Raw genomic sequence first — 21,312 nt, forward strand, 5'->3', positions numbered from 1 at the left:
GCAAGGTTATTTGCTCTGCATGCCTGGTTATTATGATGAGTGTTGTTGCGCCATTGCCCGATCAACGGGCGGCTCTAGGGTTAACCGCTGTGCTTGAATGACTACTTGCGTCCGATTAGTACAACCTAGTTTGCGAAAAATGGCGGTAATATGCGCTTTTACTGTAGCCTCTGAGATGTGCAAATCGTAGGCAATTTGTTTATTTAACCAGCCCTCAGTTAAGTAATAAAGTACCTTGTATTGTTGCTGGGTGAGTTGTGCAACTTTTGCGGCAAGATCTAAATCTTGTTCTGTGTCATGTTGATTTAAAACTTGCTTTTGAATGTTTTTCGGTACCCACAGTTCGCCATCAAGCACGGCATTTAATGCAGTACTGATATCAATTGGATTTGCTGATTTTGGCACATAAGCCGAGGCACCAAATGCCATGACCCGACGGATCACATCGAGATCTTCGCTGGCCGAAATCACAACAATCGGTAAGCTAGGGTAATTTTTTCGAAGTTGAATCAAGCCTAAAAAACCACAGTTTCCGGGCATATGCAAATCTAGCAAAAGTAAATCAGCATCAGGATGTTGCTCTAATGCTTGGCAGGTACTTTCAAAGCTATCTGTTTCAACCGTTGCCTTAGTGGCAAAAGTACTGCTTATGGCATTTATTAGCGCATTTCTAAATAGTGGATGATCATCCGCCACGATCAATTTTGCCATTCTACCCTCCAGCGGTGTTCGCCTGTAATTTTAATTATAAAAAAGGCCGCTATATTGCGGCCTGTTTTGCTGCGAATGGAGACACGCAAGCTCAGAGTAAGCAGATAGGCGTCCTACTTGCGATTTAACCGGTTATTTACCAGCATTTCAACCACTGATGGATCGGCAAGTGTAGAAATGTCACCTAGCTGATCATGCTCGTTTGCGGCAATTTTCCGCAGAATACGGCGCATGATTTTACCTGAGCGGGTCTTCGGCAGGCCTGCTGGAGCCCACTGTACCAGATCTGGCGTAGCGATGGGTGAAATTTCTTCACGAACCCATGCTCTAATTGCTTTTGTAAGATCATCACTGGGTTCAACGCCAACACGCGGCGTAACATACACGTAAATACCCTGACCTTTAATGTCATGCGGATAGCCTACAACCGCAGCTTCTGCAATAGCTTCATGGGCGACTAAGCAACTTTCAATTTCTGCAGTGCCTAAACGGTGGCCTGAGATGTTTAATACATCATCAACGCGTCCGGTCAGCCAGTAATAGCCATCTTCGTCACGGCGGGCACCATCGCCCGTAAAATATACGCCAGCATAGGTGCTAAAATAGGTTTGTTCAAAGCGTTCGTGATCGCCATACAGGGTACGCATTTGCCCTGGCCAGCTATCCGTTATGACCAAATTGCCTTCACCTTTACCCGTTACAACTTGACCTTCATTGTCAACCAGCGCCGGTTTCACCCCAAAAAATGGCCGTGTCGCTGAGCCCGGTTTTAATGCTGTGGCACCAGGTAATGGCGTAATTAAGATCCCACCTGTTTCAGTTTGCCACCATGTATCAACAATAGGGCAGTTACCTTTACCAATTTTTTCGTGATACCAATACCATGCTTCTGGATTAATGGGTTCACCTACGCTGCCCAAAATACGTAATGAGCTAAGATCTGCGCCTTCAACGGGAGCTTCGCCATGTGCCATTAACGCACGGATAGCGGTTGGTGCTGTATATAAAATATTAACTTGGTATTTGTCGACAATCTGCGCGATACGTTTAACACTGGGATAGGTTGGAACACCTTCAAACATCACGCTACTGGCGCCATTGGCAAGGGGGCCATAAACAATATAGCTATGGCCAGTAACCCAACCTACATCAGCGGCACACCAATAAATATCGCCTTCTTGATAATCAAAAACGTACTGGTGTGTCATTGAAGCATAAACTAAGTAACCCCCTGTTGTATGTAAAACGCCTTTGGGTTTTCCAGTAGAGCCTGAGGTGTATAAAATAAACAGTGGATCTTCCGCGTTCATTGGCTCGGGTGCACAGGTTGTAGAATGTTGTGCCAACAAATCGTGATACCAGACATCACGGCCTTGATGAAAATCAATACTTTTGCCAACATGCTTAATAACAATAACGTTTTTAACCGGATTGTTTTCGCCTAAATGCGCTAGCGCGATATCGGTGTTGTCTTTCAAGTTGGTTGCACGGCTGCCACGTAACGCTTGGTCAGTGGTGATCACTAATTTTGAATCGCAATCAACTATTCGGCTACCTAAGGCATCGGGTGAGAAACCAGCGAATACCACCGAATGCACCGCACCAATGCGAGCACATGCTAAGAGTGCAACGGCGGCTTGCGGGATCATAGGCAAGTAAATCGTGACACGATCGCCTTTACCCACACCCAGTGCGCGCATGCCATTCGCTAGCTGACAAACTTCTTCATAAAGTGCTTGGTAGGTGACTTCTTTTTGTACGCCAGGCTCATCGCCTTCCCAGTAAAAGGCTACTTGATCTGCACGCGTGGCTAAATGCCGATCTAAACAGTTAACACTGGCATTTAATTCGCCATCGGCAAACCAATTAATGTGCACATTGCCCAGTTCGAAACTGGTGTCTTTAACTTGGCTAAAGGGTTTGCTCCAGGTTAAACGCTTTGCATGCTCACCCCAGAATTGATCGGGTTGCGAAATCGATTGTTGGTAAAGCGCCTGATATTGCTCGTCTGTAACATGGCACTGATTTTTGATATTGTCAGGTACCGGATAAAGTGTGGCTTGTGTCATAACATCCTCTGCGACGCTTGATAAATGAAGCTTATTAAAATCATCCTGTATTTCTAAAGGACTAGGCCTTTAAAAGGAATTAGACCATAGTCTAGACGATGGATGCGCAAGTCGCGAATTGCGACTAAAGGCTAATTGCGAGAATGCAGACTGTCGACCACAGTTTCGAGTAGAATAACCGCGATGTCAGTACTTAACTTAAATCGTATTACTACTATAAATAAAAATATATTATAAATGGAGAACTCCAGATGAGACAAAGTAAGACACTCAATACCTTGGCAGCAGCCGTTGCCCTTGCATTAACTGCTGGCGCTGCCCAAGCCAATAATGGTTTCAAAGTAGGTGACACTGAAGTTACTTACGGTGGTTTTATTAAGTTAGATATGATGTACACCGAAACATCTGACGGTGAAATAACCAATTTTCTGGGACGTGACTTTTACGTGCCATCACTAACGCCAGTATCAGCAACAGGCAAAAGTGCCTCGCGCTTCGATGCCCACGCCAGACAATCTCGCTTTTTCTTCGGCACCTCAACCGATCTTGGTAATGGGGAAAAGATGGTTGGTCGGTTAGAGTTTGATATGATGACCAGTGTTAACGGCAATGACGAACGTACAACCAACGGTTATAGCCCGGTTATTCGTCATGCTTTTGTGACTTACAAAAACTGGACGGTAGGCCAAACCTGGTCAAACTTTATGGATCTGCAATCTTTACCAGATACGTTAGATTTCGTAGGTAATGCAGATGCTGCGGTGTTTATCCGCCAAGCGCAAGTTCGTTATACCTCTGGTAATTTCTCTATTGCGTTGGAAAATCCTGAAAGTACTGTATCTCAGTTTGGTACCAGTGCCCGTATTACCACAGACGATAACGCGACACCTGATTTAACCATTGGTTATAATTTTAAAACGGAAAATGCAACGTTCCGTTTAGGTGGCTTGTTACGACAAATTTCGATTGATGAAGCTATTTTTGATGATACCGTCACGTCTTATGGCGTGTCGTTTAGCGGTAAATTTAACTTATCAAACAAAAATGACATTCGCTTTACGTTAAACCACGGTAAGGGCTTAGGCCGTTATGTTGGCTTAAACACCATTAATGGTGCAGTGTTAACCGGTACAACCAATGCTGCTGAGCTAGAGGCCATTGATGTTACTGCGTTCTCATTAGCCTATCGTCATTTATGGAACGATAAATGGCGTTCAACCTTCTTATATTCTATGTTAAGTGCAGATAACCAAGTGCAGTTTAGCGGCGTTAATGCGACCAAAGCGACACACAGCTACAGTGCAAACGCCCTGTATCAATTTAATCCTAAATTTATGATGGGTATTGAATATAAATTCGCTAACCGTGAAGTAGAAAGCGGCTTGGATGGCGATATGCATCGTATTCAATTTAGCGCTAAGTACGACTTCTAATACGCTATGCGCTATCACTAAAACCCGGGAAACCGGGTTTTTTTGTTAAAAAAAACCGACATAAAGTCGGTTTTTGTTTGCAGTAAAGCCAGTTATGCTAGGAGAGAGCCTACGCCACCAGATCGTGACGTAGGGTTCGTAACAGTTACTCCGCTTTCTCAGGCTTAGTCATGGGCGCTGTCACCACTTGACGCGCAAAGGCTGAACCTGCAGGGCGATTTGACGAGGCAACAACAGGACGTTGTTCCGTCGGCGTTGCTGCAATCACTTTGGCTGGCGCGTTATCTACGGCATTGTCGGCAACGCTTTCAGGTTTTGCCATTTGCGCAACAACCATATTACCAAAGCGGCTACGTGCTGGAGCAGGTGTGTTAACCGGTGCCACTGCTTCAGGTTGCGCTAGTTCTAGACTTTGCTGCACCGGATTAACGGTCGCTGCTGCTATGGTAATGGCCGTATCTTCTTTTACAGCGGCTTTGGGTTGCACATTTTCGTGAGCTTGCACGTCCACTTCAGCTTGCACATCAGCGTTTAGCTTTGTTTCAGCACCTGCACTAACGGTTGCAACGACAGGCTCATTTGCTTGTGCGTCGTCGTCGGGTGATGCAGAAGCCGCAACGCTTACTGCCTTGGCCGTGGCATTTATAACTGGGGCCGAAGGCGCTTCCACATCGCTTGTTTCCGATACCTTAACTGCATCAACACGTTCATCCGTCGTTTTTGCTGCAATCGCATCACTGCTCACTGGCTCATCAACTTTGGCTGGACGGCGACGACTTCTGCTTTTAGCCGGTTTGTCTGCCTGAACATCGGCCGTGTTGTCTTCGCTTGCAACGACGATCTGAGTCGTTACCGTTTCGTCTGCTGCAGATACCACAGGGGGGGTATTTTCTGTCACAACGTCATTGGCAACAATTGCTGCGGCTTCTACTTGAGCTGTTGTGTCGGACGACAGCGTTTCTGTTGATGTATCTGAAGATGCAACGTCAGCAGCAGGTAAGGCATCTTGCGTTTGCACGTCACTAGTCGTTACCGGTTCCGCAAGCTCTGCTTGTTCTTTACGGCGCTTTTGTCCAGCCGCACGTAAGTGGCGAGGTGAACGACGACTCCGACTACGGGGTTCATTGCTGTCCGTTTCGGGCAGTTCAGACTCACTGGTTACGCTGTCTTGCGGTTCAGCAGATACTGCGTTAGCTTCCATCGCAACAATCGAGGTACTGTCATCTGTAGGCGTTGCTGTTACCTCTGCTGGTTGCGTAGGTGCGACCTCAGTTGCAAGTGTTGATGGCGCTTGAGCAGTGACCACAGGTGTTGTAGTGTCCGCAGGCGTATCAACAAGCGGCAATGCCGCCATCGCGTTAGTCGTTACCGTTGCTGCTGCGATTGGTGTTTCTACCGCGGCAGGTGTTGCGATAGCCACAGTGGGTATTGCAGAGATTGCGGTCGTTTCTGCTGCGTCCTGTTCTTTAGCAATACGAACAGAACGTTGCATATTACGACGTTGACGACGCTCAGCTGCAGCGGTGCGGCTGTTTGGCTCATCTGCCATCTCTTCATTGGGCTTTTCTACGCGAGGCTCTAAGCGAGGTTCTGACGCTGCTTTGCGATTGTCTTGCGTACGCGGCGTTTTATCAGCGGCCGGCTTTTGTCGCTCTTGGCGTTCTTGACGCTCTGGTCGTTCCTGGCGATCAGGACGAGACACTTTCTCCTCTGAGGCCTGAGCTTTATCAAGTCCTTTATCGGTCGTTTTTTCAACTACTTTATCAGCAACTTTATCCTGCTGATCAGGGCGACGACGGCGATTATTGTTGCGACGACGATTGTTATCGCCACGATCACCACGTGAATCGTTACGCTGCTCTTTATTTGAATTGCCCGCAGGTTTATTAGCGGTCTGCGTTGCGGCTGTTTGTTCATCAACTGGGTTGTTACTGCCGAATAAACTGCTTATCCAACCTACAACCCGTGTTACTAAACTAGGTTGTGCCACAATCGGTGCCGTAACCGCTTTGACTGGTGCCGGGGCTGCTACAGGGGCTGTTGGGGCTGGTGCACTGGTTTGTGCCATATTAATAGCAGAAATAGCCGGTTTTTCTTTTACTGTTTCGCTAGCCGGGTGATACAGTTTATCTGTATGTTCTGGCACTTTCGGCAGCGTGTAACTGGCATCTTCAATTTCTTCATCAATACGAACACGCGTAACGTCGTAATTTGGCGTTTCTAAATGCTCGTTTGGAATAATAAACACGCGAATGCCATTACGTTGTTCAATGCGACGAACACCTTCACGCTTTTCATTCATCAGGTAAGTGGCTACAGAAACTGGGACCTGAGCATGAATTTGGCTAGTGTTATCTTTAATCGCTTCTTCTTCAATTAAGCGCAGAATAGACAACGCGGAAGATTCGATACTACGGATAGTGCCACGGCCATGACAGCGTGGACAGACATGCCCAGCCGATTCACCTAACGACGGACGTAAACGTTGGCGTGACATTTCTAACAAGCCAAACCGTGAAATACGGCCAATTTGTACACGGGCACGGTCTTGTTTTACAGCGTCTTTTAGACGATTTTCAACTTCTCGTTGGTGACGAACGGGCGTCATATCGATAAAGTCGATAACAATTAAACCACCTAAATCGCGTAAGCGTAATTGGCGAGCAATTTCGTCTGCAGCTTCTAGGTTTGTATTGAAAGCGGTTTCTTCAATATCGCCGCCTTTGGTGGCTTTTGATGAGTTGATATCGATAGCGGTTAAAGCTTCTGTGCTATCAATAACGATAGAACCACCAGAAGGTAAACGCACTTCGCGGCGGAAAGCCGTTTCAATTTGGTTTTCAATTTGATAGTGCATAAACAGCGGTACTTCGCCCTGATACATTTTTACCCGGTGGGCAAAGTCGGGGCGGAACTGTTGGATATACACTTTGGCTTCTTCAAAGATCTTTTGATTATCAATCAAGATCTCGCCGACATCACGGCGCAGATAATCGCGGATGGCGCGAAATACCACATTGCTTTCTTGGTGAATTAGAAACGGAGCAGGGCGTTTTTGAGATTCTTGTGTGATAGCTGACCAGTGTTTTAATAACGCTTTTAAGTCGTAATCCAGCTCTTCGTAAGATTTACCTACGCCGGCAGTACGCACAATTAACCCCATGCCGTCTGGCATGTCTAATTGCCCCAATGAATCTTTTAGCTCTTGGCGTTCGTCACCTTCAATACGGCGAGAAATACCACCAGCACGTGGATTGTTGGGCATCAATACCAGATAAGAGCCAGCTAAACTGATAAATGTAGTAAGGGCAGCACCCTTTTGGCCACGTTCTTCTTTATCAATTTGGATAATAACTTCTTGACCTTCTTTGACCACTTCCTTGATATTCGGACGGCCATCAAAGCTATAACCAGAAGGGAAATATTCGCGGGAAATTTCTTTAAGCGGTAAAAAGCCATGGCGCTCTGCACCATAGTCCACGAAGGCCGCCTCTAGGCTAGGCTCAACGCGGGTAATTTTACCTTTGTAAATATTGGCTTTTTTTTGTTCGTGACCTGGGCTTTCAATATCCAAATCATACAGTTTTTGGCCATCGACCAAAGCTACGCGGATTTCTTCTTCCTGCGTGGCATTTATTAACATTCTTTTCATTGTTGGGTGACTCATTTCTGCAGCCACAACACAACCTTCCGGGCACCTGAGTGTTCAGACGTTATCAAACACGTTCTGGTGCAGTCTCACGACTGGGTGCTTGAGGGAACCTAATTTTTTACTCTATTACCGCACGCGCAGCATTCTAATATGTAGAAAGGGCATATCGATAATGTTCGTTGTTAAATCTGACACACATCGCCATTTAGCGCTGCGTTCTGGCTAATCTTAATCTTTGCTCGGTGACCGGACTCTGTGTTTTGCCGCTATTGGTAACAGATTACGCAACATTACCTCAGGCAAATGGCAGTGATTAAACGCTAGGGGTATAAAAAACATTGGTTTTCACCACGATTTCGGTATGATCACATCCCCTAACGGTGCCGCACAAATTCTCTTATGTCACTTTGAGCGCCCTAATTGCCGTTTTCAGGCATAATTAGCGGAATGATTATCCCACTATTGTGCATTGGATAGCAACTTAATTGTAATTTTAGCAGAGTATTTTAACGCCATGACTGATGATATAAAATTGCCCATACAAATGATTGAAATCGAAAGCGATTTTATTGGTCAGCGCATAGATAACTTTTTGATTGCAAGGCTTCGTGGCGTACCAAAAAGTGTTATTTATCGGGTTTTACGAAAAGGAGAGGTGCGGGTTAATAAAAAACGCATTAAACCAGAATATAAATTGCAAGCAGATGATGTGGTTCGAGTCCCCCCGATTACCGTTTCTGCAGAACCTGAAGCTATTTCCGTTAAATTAAGTTTAGTAAAAGATCTTGAACAACATATTTTATTTGAAGATAACGATCTCATTGTTCTAAACAAACCCTCAGGTATGGCTGTGCATGGTGGCAGCGGTTTGCAATTTGGTGTAATCGAAGCGTTACGAGCGCTGCGGCCACAGGCGAAACATTTAGAATTAGTACACCGATTAGACCGTGATACATCGGGCTGTTTAATGATCGCTAAAAAGCGCTCAGTGTTAACCCATCTGCATGCACAATTGCGCGATAAAGTGGTTGAGAAAAAATACTGGGCATTAGTGGCAGGCGATTGGGATAATCGTATCCGAAAAGTCACTGAGCCACTGAAGAAAAACACCCTGCAATCTGGTGAGCGAGTCGTTAAAGTGGATGCTGTTGAAGGCAAACCGTCTGAAACGCGTTTTCGTATTTTACAACGTTATCAAGAAGGCACCTTAGTCGAAGCTTTTCCTGTAACGGGCCGTACCCATCAAATACGGGTGCATACGGCATGTAAGGGGCATCCCATTGCTTGTGATGATAAATACGGTGATAACACCTTTAGTAATCAGATGAATACGCTTGGCTTAAACCGCTTATTCTTGCATGCCTTTAGTTTGAGTTTTTTACACCCAGGCACGGAAACCACGATGCGATTTGAAGCGCCTTTAGATGAGCAGCTCAATCTTGCTATGCGTAAATTAACGAGAAAATAAGATGTCAGATGTTAAGTTGGTTATTTTCGATTGGGACGGTACGGTAATGGACTCCGTTGGTCGTATTGTGTCTTCTATGCGTGCGGCGGCAAGTTATGTGGGTGTCGCTGTCCCCAGCGTAGAGGAAGTCAAGCATATTATCGGTTTAAGTATTGATCCTGCGTTAGCTAAACTGTTTCCTGATGCCGATAGCGCGCAGCGCGAGGCGTTATTTGTGCATTATCGCGATCAGTATGTCTTGCACGATACTACGCCCACGCCGTTGTTTGATGGGGCAGAAGCACTATTTAAACAGTTAGCAGAGCAAAACGTGCTGTTAGCGGTTGCCACGGGTAAAGCCCGAAAAGGATTAGATCGTATCTTTAATGAAACTGGGTTAGCCCAGTATTTTGCTACTAGCCGCTGTGCAGACGAGGCGCAATCGAAACCGCATCCTGATATGTTACAGCAAATTATCCAAGAGCTTGGCGTAAACAGCGCCGAAGCTGTGATGGTGGGCGATACGAGCCATGATTTAAAAATGGCTCAGGCCATTGCCATGCCAAGGGTAGGGGTAAGCCATGGCGCCCACGATGTAGCGGTTTTACAGCACTATCAGCCTTTAGCCATTATTGATTATTTAGCCGATTTACCCGCAGTGATTTTTAAAGAGGGTATTAGGGGCTAAGCAGTAGGTTAATCCCTTCATGGCGCAATAGCGTGAGTAACTGTATAAGGGGCAGACCCACAAGGCTGTTAGGATCGTCCCCTTCGAGTTTACGAAATAAGCTGATGCCCAAGCCCTCACTTTTGAAACTGCCTGCACAGTCAAAAGGTTGCTCTTTTGCAATATACGCCAAAATTTCAGCGTGAGTAAGCTCTCGAAAATGCACGGTAAATGGCTCCACCACGGTTTGAGTTTGTCCCGTTGCTGCATTGATGAGACACAAACCTGTTAGAAACGTAATAGCTTGGCCACTAAACGATGTTAATTGTGCATAGGCGTTTTCCGGGGTATGGGGTTTACCAAGTATCTGCTCGCCAAACACGGCAACTTGATCAGAGCCAATCACCAATCCTGTGGCTAATTGCGCAGCAACGGCTTGGGCTTTTGCTTCGGCTAAGCGCTGCACCAGCGCCGGGGCAGTTTCACCAGGATAAGCTGTTTCATCGATATGCGGCGCAACGGCAGTAAAATTCGACGTAAGTTTTTGTAATAATTGCTGTCGATATACTGACGTTGATGCCAAATACAGTGGCGGTTGAATAGCGGCAAACACAAAAAACTCCTTTAATTCTGCTGAGCAGGCAAACTATAATACCCTGTTACTAAGTACCTTGCCTAAAGTGCGAGAAAAATGTTAAAAACCCTGCAGATCCCTTTGACAGCAAAGGACTGCTTCTATATGATGCGCGCCTTATGCAAAAATTGAAAATACCTGTTACGCTTGATCCGGTAAAAGCGGCACAAAAACGGTCTAACTATGCCGGCATCGTGCCACTGAATACCTTAACCCGTTTGCTCGAAGGGTTAATGGCGTACGAAGAAAATGTAACGGTTAATCTTGAATGCGGAACTGACCAACAAGGCCTGACTGTATTAAACGGGAATGCATCTTGTGAGTTAAGTGTTAAGTGTGAGCGTTGTGGTGAACCTATGCCGCTAACATTGAACTGTAGTTTTGCATACACTCCTGTTAAGGGAGATGATGATGCGGCTTTGGAGTTGATTCCTGAGCGCTACGACGTGATCGAGCGAGACGAACACGGCGAAATTAATTTACGGCAGTTGATAGAAGATGAACTTATTCTGACTTTACCTCTGTTTCCAATGCACGACGTTGCCGACTGCAAAGTTGATCCAACTGAAATGAGTTTTGGGGATATCGGACCTGAGCCAGAAAAGCCCAACCCTTTTGCCATACTGCAAGAATTGAAAAAAAAGTGATTTAGGAGAAATACAATGGCTGTTCAGCAAAACAAAAAATCTCGTGCACGTCGTGACATGCGCCGTTCACACGATGCGTTAACTGGCCCTACGCTGTCAGTTGACTCAACAACTGGTGAAACGCATCGTCGTCACCACATTACTGCCGATGGTTTCTACAAAGGCCGTAAAGTTAAGTAATATCGGCTGCACTTATCTTAACCGGTAAGCCAGTGCAACCACTAAAGCTATCCCTAGCTTTAGATATGATGGGGGGCGACCATGGCCCCCAATCTACCCTGCCTGCTGCTTTAGCAGCGCTTCAAGAATTTCCTGATTTACATCTGATTTGTTGCGGTGATCAACGTGTACTTGAACAGCATTTAGCTGCGCTTGGCGTTGCTGCACATTCACGCCTGCGTATTCTTCCAAGTCACGATGATGTAACGATGTCTGATAAGCCTGCAGTGGCTTTGCGCAGCAAGCGTGATTCCTCTATGCGTCATGCTCTAGAGTTGGTAGAAACAGGCGAAGTGCAAGCATGCGTGTCTGCAGGCAATACCGGTGCTCTAATTGCCATAGCACATTACGTGTTAAAAATGTTAAATGGCGTAGAACGGCCTGCATTAGTTAGTGCCTTACCCAGTTGTGATGGCCGGCCCGTCTATATGTTAGATTTAGGCGCGACGGTTAATTGTGATGCCGACACTTTATTTCAATTTGCCATGATGGGCGCGGTGATGGCGGAAGAAGTCATGGGGATCTCTGCCCCTCGTGTAGCCTTACTTAACATGGGCGAAGAGGAAATTAAAGGATCGGATCAGATTAAGCGCGCTTCACAGTTACTTTCTGACTGTCATGAACTTAATTACATTGGCTATATCGAAGGCAATGATATTTTCTCGGGAAAGGCCGATGTGATTGTCTGCGACGGTTTTGTCGGTAATGTTGCATTAAAAACCTGTGAAGGTGTAGCCAAGCTAATGTTAAAGCGGGCTAAACAAAATATTCAGCAGCGTCCTATTGCTGCATTATTAAGCTGGTTATGCAAACCTGTGATAAAAAGTCTTTATCAAGGAATGAACCCCGACCACTATAACGGGGCAAGTCTGATAGGATTGCGCGGTATTGTGGTGAAAAGTCATGGAAATGCGACAAAAGACGCGTTTCTGAGTGCCATCCGACAAGCGGTGCGTGAGGTTGAACGCCAAGTGCCTGCCAAAATAAAAGATCGGTTGGAACAGGTTCTTATTGATAAAGCATAGGGTAGCATGTACTCAAAAATTATTGGTACTGGGAGTTATTTCCCGGCAACGGTTCGCACCAATGCGGACCTAGAGTCTATGGTAGAAACCACAGACGAATGGATCATTGAACGTACCGGCATCAAAGAGCGGCGTATTATTGGCAAGGATGAATCGGTAGCAACGATGGGTGCTGCTGCTGCCCGCAAGGCAATCGAAGCAGCAGGTATTGATAAAAATACGATTGATTTAATTATCTGTGCCACCACCAGTGCGGCGCGAGCCCTGCCCAGCGCCGCCTGTGAGATCCAGCGCGAATTAGACATCCCAGCCATTCCCGCCTTTGATCTTGCTGCCGCGTGTGCAGGCTTCTGTTATGGTTTAAGTGTGGCAGATCAATATATCAAAAGCGGTATGGCAAAACGTATTCTGGTTATTGGATCGGATTGTTTATCGCAATTGATTAGCCCAGAAGATCGCTCCATGGTGATTTTATTTGGCGATGCCGCAGGGGCGGTATTATTGGAAGCCTCCACTGAGCCAGGTATTTTATCTACCCATATTCACGCCGAGGGCAAGTATTCAGAATTATTGTACGTGGATAATCCCATTCGCGGCGATGAAGCCTCAGTGCATAATTCTTGGGGCAGTATGAAAGGCAATGATGTGTTTAAAGTTGCTGTAACCAAGTTATCTGAAGTGGTTGAGCAGACCTTAGCCGCGAATAACATGGATAAATCACAAATTGATTGGCTGGTTCCTCATCAGGCAAACTTACGCATTATTTCTGCGGTAGCCCGAAAGCTGGATATGTCGATGGATCAGGTGGTGATTAACTTGGATCGTTACGGCAATACGTCGGCGGCAACCGTTCCCACCGCGTTAGACGAAGCCATCCGTGATGGCCGTATTAAGCGCGGCCAAACCTTATTATTAGAAGCTTTTGGCGGCGGTTTTGCCTGGGCATCAGCGTTAATTCGTTACTAATCTTGCAGGACAATTATGACTAACAAACTTGCAATCGTCTTTCCCGGTCAGGGTTCACAAAGCGTTGGTATGCTCGCTGAGCTTTATCAACAGTTTCCAATTGTACAAGCCACCTTTAGCGAAGCCTCTGCGGCGCTGGGCTATGATTTATGGGCCCTAGTTGCAAATGGCCCAGAGTCAGATTTAAATGAAACACATCGCACGCAGCCGGCATTATTGACAGCATCGGTAGCGGTGTGGCGCTTATGGCAGCAACAAAATGGTGCTGTACCTGCGTATTTAGCGGGGCACTCTTTGGGTGAGTATTCTGCCTTAGTTTGTGCTGGGGTGTTATCGCTGGCTGATGCGGTAAAACTGGTAGAAAAACGTGGCCAGTATATGCAGCAAGCGGTGCCTGCGGGCGTTGGCGCTATGTCGGCTATTATCGGTTTAGATGACGCGGCGATTGCAAAAGCCTGTGAAGAGGCCGCCCAAGGTGAAGTCGTTGCACCGGTGAATTACAATTCTCCAGGTCAGGTGGTTATTGCTGGCCATAAAGCTGCGGTTGAGCGTGCCGGTGAAGCTTGTAAAGCTGCGGGTGCTAAGCGTGCGCTGCCATTACCGGTAAGTGTACCTTCGCATTGCGCGTTGATGCTTCCTGCCGCCGAACAGCTTGCGATTGATTTAGCTGCGCTTCAGTTTAATGATCCCGCTATTCCAGTGATTAACAACGTTGATGTGCAACGTGCTGCTGATGCAACTGCAGTAAAAGAGGCATTAGTACGGCAATTATACAGTCCTGTTCGCTGGACTGAAACTATAGAGTTTTTTGCTGCCCAAGGTGTTACTGACGTCTTGGAACTTGGCGCTGGTAAGGTATTAAGCGGCTTAATAAAACGAATTAACAAAGAGCTTGCTACTGCTTCTATTAATGATGCTGCATCGCTAAGCGCTGCCTTGGCAACAGAATAAGGTTTTAACATGAATAATTTTATGAGTTTAGAAGGTAAAGTAGCCTTGGTAACCGGTGCAAGCCGGGGGATCGGTCGGGCTATCGCTGAGCAATTGGCCGCGTTAGGTGCAAAAGTAGTGGGTACAGCCACTACCGAAAAAGGTGCGCAAGCCATTAGTGATTATTTGGGCGAGCAGGGTGCGGGGATGGTTCTGAACGTAACGGATACCAGCTCAGTTGAACAATGTTTAGAGCAAATTAAAAATCAGTTTGGTGATATCGACATTCTGGTTAATAATGCCGGCATTACTCGCGATAATTTACTAATGCGGATGAAAGATGAGGAATGGTTTGATATCATGCAAACCAATTTAACGTCGGTATTCCGGTTAAGTAAAGCGGTACTGCGTAGCATGATGAAAAAGCGCTTTGGTCGCATCATTACCATTGGTTCTGTAGTGGGTTCAATGGGCAATGCGGGTCAAACGAATTATGCTGCTGCGAAAGCGGGCGTGCTTGGTTTCACTAAATCGTTGGCAAAAGAAGTGGCGTCGCGCGGTATAACGGTTAACGCGGTTGCACCAGGATTTATTGATACCGATATGACGAAAGAGTTGTCTGACGAGCAAAAAACCGCTATTTTTTCGCAAGTGCCTGCCAATCGTTTAGGGCAGCCAGAAGAAATTGCGGCAACCGTAGCGTTTTTAGCTTCGACGCACGCTGCCTATATTACCGGCGAAACAGTTCACGTTAACGGCGGGATGTATATGGTGTAAGCAAATCAGGTTAGACCAGCAAAAAATGCTTAGCGCATTGCTTGCAACGACCTGTGCTTACGCATAAACTAGCGCCACACCAAATTGCACGAATTGTTGCGATTTATATGAGAAAAAGGAAGAAAAGATGAGCAACATCGAAGAACGCGTTAAAAAAATTATCATTGAACAGCTGGGCGTTAAAGAAGACGAAGTGAAAAACGAAGCGTCTTTCGTTGACGACTTAGGTGCAGACTCGCTGGACACTGTTGAGTTAGTAATGGCGTTAGAAGAAGAATTCGACACTGAAATTCCTGACGAAGAAGCTGAGAAAATCACCACTGTACAATCAGCAATCGATTACATCAAAGCCCACGCTGAATAAGCTGAAAGCTTGCAAAACGGGTAGCGCAGCTACCCGTTTTCGTTTTAAGAATCAGAAAAACAGGTATTAACGGAGGGCACGGTGGCAAAACGTCGTGTAGTGGTAACAGGTTTAGGTATGCTGACGCCATTAGGCAATGATGTCGCAAGCAGCTGGCAGGGTTTGCAGCAAGCAAAGAGCGGCATTAGCTTAATTGAGCATTTTGATACCAGCGCTTATACAACTAAATTTGCCGGCTTAGTCAAAAATTTTGATGTTGAGCCTTATTTTGCGGCGAAAGACGCCAAGAAAATGGATTTATTTATCCAGTATGGTGTTGCCGCGGCTATTCAGGCATTTCGTGACTCCGGCCTGGAAGTAACCGAAGAAAATGCTCATCGTATTGGGGCAGCCATTGGCTCGGGCATTGGTGGTCTTGGTCTGATTGAAGAAAATCATGCAAAATTACTGAACAGCGGCCCAAAACGCCTTTCACCTTTTTTTGTACCCTCAACCATCATCAATATGATTGCTGGGCAGTTATCTATTATGTTGGGCTTACAAGGTCCAAACATCAGTATTGTTACCGCCTGTACTACGGGCGTGCATAATATAGGGCAAGCCGCGCGAATGATTGTTTACGGTGATGCCGATGTTATGGTTGCCGGCGGCGCGGAAAAGGCCTCTACTGAATTAGGCATGGGCGGTTTTGGTGCGGCACGTGCCTTGTCTACCCGCAATGATGCACCGCAACAAGCCAGCCGGCCATGGGATAAAGATCGTGATGGTTTTGTGCTGGGTGATGGCGCGGGCGTTATGGTGTTGGAAGAATACGAACATGCGAAAGCTCGCGGCGCTAAGATTTATGCTGAATTAGTGGGTTTTGGTATGAGTGGTGATGCGTATCATATGACATCACCACCAGAGAACGGTGCTGGCGCTGCTCGGGCTATGCAAAATGCCTTAAATGATGCTGCGATTACGGCAGATCAAGTGCAGTATATTAATGCCCACGGTACTTCAACACCCGCCGGTGATATTGCAGAAACGATGGCGATTAAAACTGTGTTTGCTGGCTCATTAGACTCGTTAATGGTTAGTTCTTCCAAATCGATGATCGGTCACCTTTTAGGTGCTGCGGGATCGGTGGAGTCGATCATTACGGTGTTGTCATTGCAAGATCAGCTTGTTACGCCGACGATTAATTTAGAAAATCCAAGCGATGGTTGTGATTTAGATTATGTACCGCATGAGGCTCGTCAGGCTAAGCTTGAGTATGCGTTATGTAATTCGTTTGGGTTTGGTGGTACTAACGGTTCTATTTTATTTAAAAAAGTGTAATAGCACCGTTGATTTGAAAAGCCGCGCCTTAGAGCGCGGTTTTTTTATGGGTATTTATAGCTGTCTCCTATAAAGCGATAAGTTGGATTGTGCCGACGTATTTAATATGATGTAGGTTGGTTCGGTGAGTATGCTTCTGTGGGTGTGTTTGCATCGAACCGCTAGGCTGCTTGCAGCCGATAACGCACACCAGGCCGCCGTAAATCCATCCATGGAGGCTTAAACTTTCGCATCCCTGCGAAAGACGCCTGGTTTAGCATTATCGACTCGCTGCCTAGCTGCAAATGTGTACTTTATGGGGTCGTAATTTGCTTCTGTTGGTGTGTTTGCATCGAACCGCTAGGCTGCTTGCAGCCGATAACGCACACAAAGACGCTGTAAATACATCCATGTAAGCTCCTGTCCAGCATCCATGCTGGACAGGCTTTGTTTAGCATTATCGACTCGCTGCCTAGCTGCAAATGTGTACTTTATGATTTCGTAATTTGCTTCTGTTGGTGTGTTTGAGCCGAATCGCTAGTCTGCTTGCAGCCGATAATGCACACAAAGTCGCTGTGAATACATCCATGTAAGCTCTTCTCCAGCATCCATGCTGGACAGGCTTTGTTTAGCATTATCGACTCGCTGCCTAGCTGCAGATTTATACTTTATGAGTTCGCAGAATAACAGTAAGCCGGAAATGAACACCAGAATATAACGAGGTGGTAAACGCAGAGTATCCTTTTTAGGGGACGTGTTTTTCAGGGATGAAAAACCTAAGCGTACAGGGACGTATTTACAGCGGTCCCCTAAAAAGCGATACGCCGCGTTTCGCCGCCGGATGCCATGACTTAAGTTGGCTCGGTGAGTTCGCTTCTAGGAGTTAGTTAGCACCGAATCGCTAGTCTGCTTGCATCTGTGTTGTTTGCTTGTTTGTGATGTCCAGTACATAAGCGATTACGCCTGAACATATTTAACAGCGCTTTGTTTTAATAGTAGATTAAGGCATACTTGCCCATATTTTTATTGCAGGCTAAGTATGTTCGCTGAAATTTATGTCCACTGAAATTATTGTGATCAATGACTCTGCACAACCGCAAGTTGCCGCGGGCTGTAGGGCATTACAATACGGTGATGGTGTGTTTACTACCTTAGCTGTAAAAAATGGACAACCTCAGCTGTGGTCTTTGCATCTTGCTCGTTTGCAATTGGCGGTTACTCGACTGGCATTGCCCGCACCCGACTGGCACGTTTTAACTGAAACTGTTGCGCAACATGCCGCTCAGTTTACGGCGCCTACTGTGATCAAACTGTTGTTATCGAGGGGGATCGGGGGGCGCGGTTATGCACCACATCAGTGTCATCATCCCATCGTTTACTTGTATACTGCTGCAATGCCTGATTACCAGCACTGGCAGCAACATGGGTTACGAGTTGGTGTGGCGAAATTACGCCTAGCAATACAGCCGGCGTTAGCGGGGCTGAAACACACAAACCGTTTGGAACAGGTGCTGTTAAAACAAGAATTGGCACAAACGTCTTTTGATGATTTACTGGTGGTAGATCAGCAGCAACACTTAACCGAAGCGACTGCAGCGAATGTGTTTTACCAATGGCAAGGACAATGGTTTACGCCACCTTTGCATTTGGCCGGCGTAGCAGGGGTGATGCGACAACATGTTATGGCAAACCTCGCTGGCTGTCAGGAACGCGTACTACAGGTGTCTGATATTAAACACGTACAGGCTATGTTTTTAACCAATGCGTTACTGGGGATTGCACCCATTAACAGCATAGAAGGTTATGCGTTACCAATTGCAGCAGTGCGACAGATACAACAAGAGATTTTATGCTAAAGCGTTTATTGGCCTGGCTACCGCTTATCGTGGTGATGATTATTGTAATGCTGTGGTCTGGCTGGAAACAATTAAGCCAGCAGACATTAGCCAAACCGCTGCAATTTAGCAGTGAATTATATGAGCTTAAACCTGGCACGTCTGTGCGCGGTTTGTGTCGGTTATGGCAGCAACAACACCAGGTAACTGAACGTGATTGTCTAGTATTGAAACTGCATTTAAAACAATTCCCACATGAAGCCAATTTACAACAAGGCGTGTATAGGGTTCCTAGTACATTAACGTTAACTGACGCTTTAGCCCTGTTTAGAAGCGGCAAAGTTGCGCAATTTAGTGTGACCTTAATTGAAGGTGAAACTTTAGCACAAAGCTGGCAGCGTATAGCCGCATTGCCTTACCTAGAACACGATGTGGGCTCGGTAGAGGATCTTGCCTCCGTTATTCAGTGGCCAACTGATTGGGGGGCACTGGCGCAAACCGGACAGGTTGTGCAAGAGTTAGAGGGATTGTTTTATCCAGATACTTATTTTTACACGGCTAACAGTAAAGCCAGTGCCATTTGGCAGCGTGCGCACGAGGTGTTAAAAACAGAGTTGACGCGTTATTGGCAACAACGACATGTTGATCTGCCGTTACAAAACCCCTATGAGTTACTGATTATGGCCTCGATTATTGAGAAAGAAAGTGGTTTAAACAGCGAAAGGGGATTAGTAAGCTCAGTTTTTATGAATCGGATCAATACAAACATGCGGCTGCAAACGGATCCAACCGTTATTTATGGATTAACAGATTACACCGGACGCATTACGCGGGCTAACTTGCGGGATCCCCATCGTTACAATACTTACCGGCATCATGGATTACCGCCAGGTCCCATTTCGTTGGTAAGCAGAACGGCATTAATTGCGGCAGCGCAACCCGCACAAAGTGATTATTTTTATTTTGTGAGTCGTGGCGATGGTTCGCATGTGTTTTCTCAATCGTTAGAGCAGCATAATGCCGCGGTTCGTAAATATATTCTTGGACAAGGTAATGATTAGCAGTAATACGCCAAAAAAAGGTAAATTTATCGTCATTGAAGGGCTAGAAGGCGCTGGGAAAAGTACGGCTATCGCTACTGTTAACGCCTGGCTAGTTAAAAAAGGTTTACCTGTAGTTTGTACGCGAGAACCTGGCGGCACGCCGTTAGCAGAGCAATTGCGTTCCTTAGTAAAACAGGCTGATCCTAGTGAACATATTGCACCTGAAACCGAATTATTGCTGATGTACGCGTCGCGTGTACAATTACTTCGTAATGTTATTGAACCAGCGCTTGAGGCGGGTACCTGGGTGCTTGCTGATCGACATGATATGTCATCTCGCGCCTATCAGGGCGGCGGCAGGCAATTGGGCGACAGTTTAATTAATACGTTACGGCACGCTGTGCTTGGAACAACTCGGCCAGATTTTACGTTATATTTAGATATTGACCCAGCTTTGGGCCTAGCGCGTGCCGCGCGCCGTGGCGAGTTGGATCGTATTGAGCAAGAGCAATTAGCCTTTTTTGAGCGCACGCGGGCAACGTATTTAGCGATCGCTGCCACCGAACCCAATATCGTGGTTATTGATGCAGGGCAAAGCATTGAGCAGGTACAAATGGCGTTGCAACAGGCGTTAGAGCACGCTAATTTATGTCCTATTTAGCTGCTACACAGTATCCATGGTTGCAGCCAATACTGGCGCAGCTCACCCTGTTAGCTACACAACAGCGCATGGCCCATGCCTTGTTAATCAGTGGTATGGCGGGCTTGGGAAAACTCCCTTTAGCCAATGCGCTCAGTGCTTTTTTACTCTGTAAACAACCGATTAATCAGCAAGCCTGTGGTCAATGTAAAAGTTGTTTGCTGTTGGCGGCGGGCAATCACCCTGATATTCTTTTACTCAACCCCGATAGTAATACGATTGGGGTGGATGACATCCGCAGATTAATTGAATTTACGCATGGTGCTGCACAGCAGCAGGGTAATCGCGTCATTATTTTGCCACAGGCGCAACGCATGAGCGAAGCCGCCGCCAATGCCTTGCTCAAAACCCTAGAAGAGCCACCACAAGGCTGTTACTTACTGTTGTTAAGTGAACAACCACAGCGTTTAAAAGCAACGTTGTTAAGCCGCTGTCAGCAGTGGCGTGTTGCCCCTCTGAACGAGACAGCATTGTTATCATGGTTGGCTGAACAATGCGATAAACCTATTCCTGCGTTTCTTTACCGCTACACGGGTGGGGCGCCATTACAGGCGTTGGCGTTATTAGAAGGCTCTGAAGCCCAACACATTGCAACACTCTTGCACATGTTGCAGGCATTTATGCAAGAACAGGTGGCGCTTGCTGCACTGGTGAAGGAACTGGAAAATCGCGATGATAATCGTGCTATTTTAGGTTTTTTTATTCATGATGCATTACAGTCTGCGCAAAGCCTCTCGGCGGAGCGGTTGCAGCGTATTTATCAGCGCTATTATCGTTGGTGTCGTGACGAGCAACAGATTTTAGGGCAGAATAAAAACTTAGCGTTAAGTACGTTATTATTAGAGATTCAGCGAATTACCGCCACACGGTAAGGGTGTTAATCGATGGAGGATT

Annotated in this window: 19 protein-coding genes; 15 read left to right on the forward strand and 4 right to left on the reverse strand. The window is 46.4% G+C overall.

What is annotated here, in order from left to right; all coding sequences use genetic code 11:
- Positions 1-30 precede the first annotated feature (30 nt).
- Together IE070_RS07790 and acs are read right to left on the reverse strand one after the other, a co-directional pair.
- On the reverse strand, positions 31-711 hold the full coding sequence (locus IE070_RS07790; protein WP_189482157.1) for a response regulator transcription factor: 681 nt from the start codon (positions 709-711) through the stop codon (positions 31-33).
- A 113-nt stretch (positions 712-824) separates the two neighbouring features.
- A complete protein-coding gene (gene acs, locus IE070_RS07795) occupies positions 825-2,780 on the reverse strand; it encodes an acetate--CoA ligase (protein WP_189482159.1) in 1,956 nt (651 codons plus the stop codon).
- Between the two features lie 251 nt (positions 2,781-3,031).
- Here acs and IE070_RS07800 point away from each other — a divergent pair, with 251 nt between their 5' ends.
- Positions 3,032-4,213 carry a DcaP family trimeric outer membrane transporter gene (locus IE070_RS07800; protein WP_189482161.1) on the forward strand — a complete coding sequence of 394 codons (1,182 nt, stop codon included), beginning with the start codon at positions 3,032-3,034 and terminating at the stop codon, positions 4,211-4,213.
- A 145-nt stretch (positions 4,214-4,358) separates the two neighbouring features.
- Here the strand turns inward: IE070_RS07800 and rne are convergent, their stop codons facing one another.
- On the reverse strand, positions 4,359-7,865 hold the full coding sequence (gene rne, locus IE070_RS07805) for a ribonuclease E (protein WP_229796978.1): 3,507 nt from the start codon (positions 7,863-7,865) through the stop codon (positions 4,359-4,361).
- 514 nt (positions 7,866-8,379) lie between these two features.
- Between rne and rluC the strand changes: the two genes are divergently transcribed.
- Both rluC and IE070_RS07815 read left to right on the forward strand, forming a co-directional pair.
- Positions 8,380-9,333: a 23S rRNA pseudouridine(955/2504/2580) synthase RluC gene (rluC, locus tag IE070_RS07810; RefSeq protein ID WP_189482163.1), complete on the forward strand. Its 954-nt coding sequence runs from the start codon at positions 8,380-8,382 to the stop codon at positions 9,331-9,333.
- A gap of 1 nt (position 9,334) precedes the next feature.
- Positions 9,335-10,000 (forward strand): HAD-IA family hydrolase, encoded by a 666-nt coding sequence (locus IE070_RS07815; RefSeq protein ID WP_189482165.1) that lies wholly within the window; start codon positions 9,335-9,337, stop codon positions 9,998-10,000.
- Here the strand turns inward: IE070_RS07815 and IE070_RS07820 are convergent.
- Positions 9,990-10,580, reverse strand: a complete 591-nt coding sequence (locus IE070_RS07820; protein ID WP_189482237.1) for a Maf family protein — start codon at positions 10,578-10,580, stop codon at positions 9,990-9,992. The genes IE070_RS07815 and IE070_RS07820 overlap by 11 nt on opposite strands.
- Before the next feature lie 152 nt (positions 10,581-10,732).
- Between IE070_RS07820 and yceD the strand changes: the two genes are divergently transcribed.
- The 12 genes from yceD (at position 10,733) to holB (ending at position 21,290) form a co-directional block, all read left to right on the forward strand.
- Positions 10,733-11,260, forward strand: coding sequence for a 23S rRNA accumulation protein YceD (yceD, locus tag IE070_RS07825; RefSeq protein ID WP_189482167.1), 528 nt, complete (start codon positions 10,733-10,735; stop codon positions 11,258-11,260).
- Between the two features lie 15 nt (positions 11,261-11,275).
- A complete protein-coding gene (gene rpmF / locus IE070_RS07830) occupies positions 11,276-11,440 on the forward strand; it encodes a 50S ribosomal protein L32 (RefSeq protein ID WP_019675618.1) in 165 nt (54 codons plus the stop codon).
- Positions 11,441-11,472: 32 nt separating this feature from the next.
- Positions 11,473-12,504, forward strand: a complete 1,032-nt coding sequence (plsX, locus tag IE070_RS07835; RefSeq protein ID WP_189482169.1) for a phosphate acyltransferase PlsX — start codon at positions 11,473-11,475, stop codon at positions 12,502-12,504.
- A gap of 6 nt (positions 12,505-12,510) precedes the next feature.
- Positions 12,511-13,470, forward strand: a complete 960-nt coding sequence (locus IE070_RS07840) for a beta-ketoacyl-ACP synthase III (RefSeq protein ID WP_189482171.1) — start codon at positions 12,511-12,513, stop codon at positions 13,468-13,470.
- Between the two features lie 15 nt (positions 13,471-13,485).
- Positions 13,486-14,421, forward strand: a complete 936-nt coding sequence (gene fabD, locus IE070_RS07845) for an ACP S-malonyltransferase (RefSeq protein ID WP_189482173.1) — start codon at positions 13,486-13,488, stop codon at positions 14,419-14,421.
- Between the two features lie 9 nt (positions 14,422-14,430).
- Positions 14,431-15,177, forward strand: coding sequence for a 3-oxoacyl-ACP reductase FabG (gene fabG / locus IE070_RS07850; RefSeq protein WP_229796979.1), 747 nt, complete (start codon positions 14,431-14,433; stop codon positions 15,175-15,177).
- 127 nt (positions 15,178-15,304) lie between these two features.
- Positions 15,305-15,541 carry an acyl carrier protein gene (gene acpP / locus IE070_RS07855; protein WP_008223041.1) on the forward strand — a complete coding sequence of 79 codons (237 nt, stop codon included), beginning with the start codon at positions 15,305-15,307 and terminating at the stop codon, positions 15,539-15,541.
- 81 nt (positions 15,542-15,622) lie between these two features.
- A complete protein-coding gene (fabF, locus tag IE070_RS07860; RefSeq protein ID WP_189482175.1) occupies positions 15,623-16,861 on the forward strand; it encodes a beta-ketoacyl-ACP synthase II in 1,239 nt (412 codons plus the stop codon).
- A gap of 1,034 nt (positions 16,862-17,895) precedes the next feature.
- Complete coding sequence (gene pabC / locus IE070_RS07865; RefSeq protein WP_189482177.1) at positions 17,896-18,696, forward strand: aminodeoxychorismate lyase; 801 nt, start codon at positions 17,896-17,898, stop codon at positions 18,694-18,696.
- Positions 18,690-19,736, forward strand: coding sequence for an endolytic transglycosylase MltG (gene mltG / locus IE070_RS07870; RefSeq protein WP_189482179.1), 1,047 nt, complete (start codon positions 18,690-18,692; stop codon positions 19,734-19,736). Before pabC ends, mltG begins: the two co-directional genes overlap by 7 nt.
- Positions 19,729-20,379, forward strand: coding sequence for a dTMP kinase (gene tmk / locus IE070_RS07875; protein ID WP_229796980.1), 651 nt, complete (start codon positions 19,729-19,731; stop codon positions 20,377-20,379). Before mltG ends, tmk begins: the two co-directional genes overlap by 8 nt.
- Positions 20,367-21,290, forward strand: coding sequence for a DNA polymerase III subunit delta' (holB, locus tag IE070_RS07880; RefSeq protein ID WP_189482181.1), 924 nt, complete (start codon positions 20,367-20,369; stop codon positions 21,288-21,290). The genes tmk and holB overlap by 13 nt, the downstream gene beginning before the upstream one ends.
- The last annotated feature ends 22 nt before the right edge of the window (positions 21,291-21,312 follow it).

Source organism: Alishewanella tabrizica (assembly GCF_014652375.1).
Lineage (GTDB): Bacteria > Pseudomonadota > Gammaproteobacteria > Enterobacterales > Alteromonadaceae > Alishewanella > Alishewanella tabrizica.

What these genes read in the sequence shown, in the direction of transcription:
- IE070_RS07790 (WP_189482157.1), bottom strand. Translation starts at nt 711, where the DNA reads ATGGCAAAATTGATCGTGGCGGATGATCATCCACTATTTAGAAATGCG.
- acs (WP_189482159.1), bottom strand. Translation starts at nt 2,780, where the DNA reads ATGACACAAGCCACACTTTATCCGGTACCTGACAATATCAAAAATCAG.
- IE070_RS07800 (WP_189482161.1), top strand. Translation starts at nt 3,032, where the DNA reads ATGAGACAAAGTAAGACACTCAATACCTTGGCAGCAGCCGTTGCCCTT.
- rne (WP_229796978.1), bottom strand. Translation starts at nt 7,865, where the DNA reads ATGAAAAGAATGTTAATAAATGCCACGCAGGAAGAAGAAATCCGCGTA.
- rluC (WP_189482163.1), top strand. Translation starts at nt 8,380, where the DNA reads ATGACTGATGATATAAAATTGCCCATACAAATGATTGAAATCGAAAGC.
- IE070_RS07815 (WP_189482165.1), top strand. Translation starts at nt 9,335, where the DNA reads ATGTCAGATGTTAAGTTGGTTATTTTCGATTGGGACGGTACGGTAATG.
- yceD (WP_189482167.1), top strand. Translation starts at nt 10,733, where the DNA reads ATGCAAAAATTGAAAATACCTGTTACGCTTGATCCGGTAAAAGCGGCA.
- rpmF (WP_019675618.1), top strand. Translation starts at nt 11,276, where the DNA reads ATGGCTGTTCAGCAAAACAAAAAATCTCGTGCACGTCGTGACATGCGC.
- IE070_RS07840 (WP_189482171.1), top strand. Translation starts at nt 12,511, where the DNA reads ATGTACTCAAAAATTATTGGTACTGGGAGTTATTTCCCGGCAACGGTT.
- fabD (WP_189482173.1), top strand. Translation starts at nt 13,486, where the DNA reads ATGACTAACAAACTTGCAATCGTCTTTCCCGGTCAGGGTTCACAAAGC.
- fabG (WP_229796979.1), top strand. Translation starts at nt 14,431, where the DNA reads ATGAATAATTTTATGAGTTTAGAAGGTAAAGTAGCCTTGGTAACCGGT.
- acpP (WP_008223041.1), top strand. Translation starts at nt 15,305, where the DNA reads ATGAGCAACATCGAAGAACGCGTTAAAAAAATTATCATTGAACAGCTG.
- pabC (WP_189482177.1), top strand. Translation starts at nt 17,896, where the DNA reads ATGTCCACTGAAATTATTGTGATCAATGACTCTGCACAACCGCAAGTT.
- mltG (WP_189482179.1), top strand. Translation starts at nt 18,690, where the DNA reads ATGCTAAAGCGTTTATTGGCCTGGCTACCGCTTATCGTGGTGATGATT.
- tmk (WP_229796980.1), top strand. Translation starts at nt 19,729, where the DNA reads ATGATTAGCAGTAATACGCCAAAAAAAGGTAAATTTATCGTCATTGAA.
- holB (WP_189482181.1), top strand. Translation starts at nt 20,367, where the DNA reads ATGTCCTATTTAGCTGCTACACAGTATCCATGGTTGCAGCCAATACTG.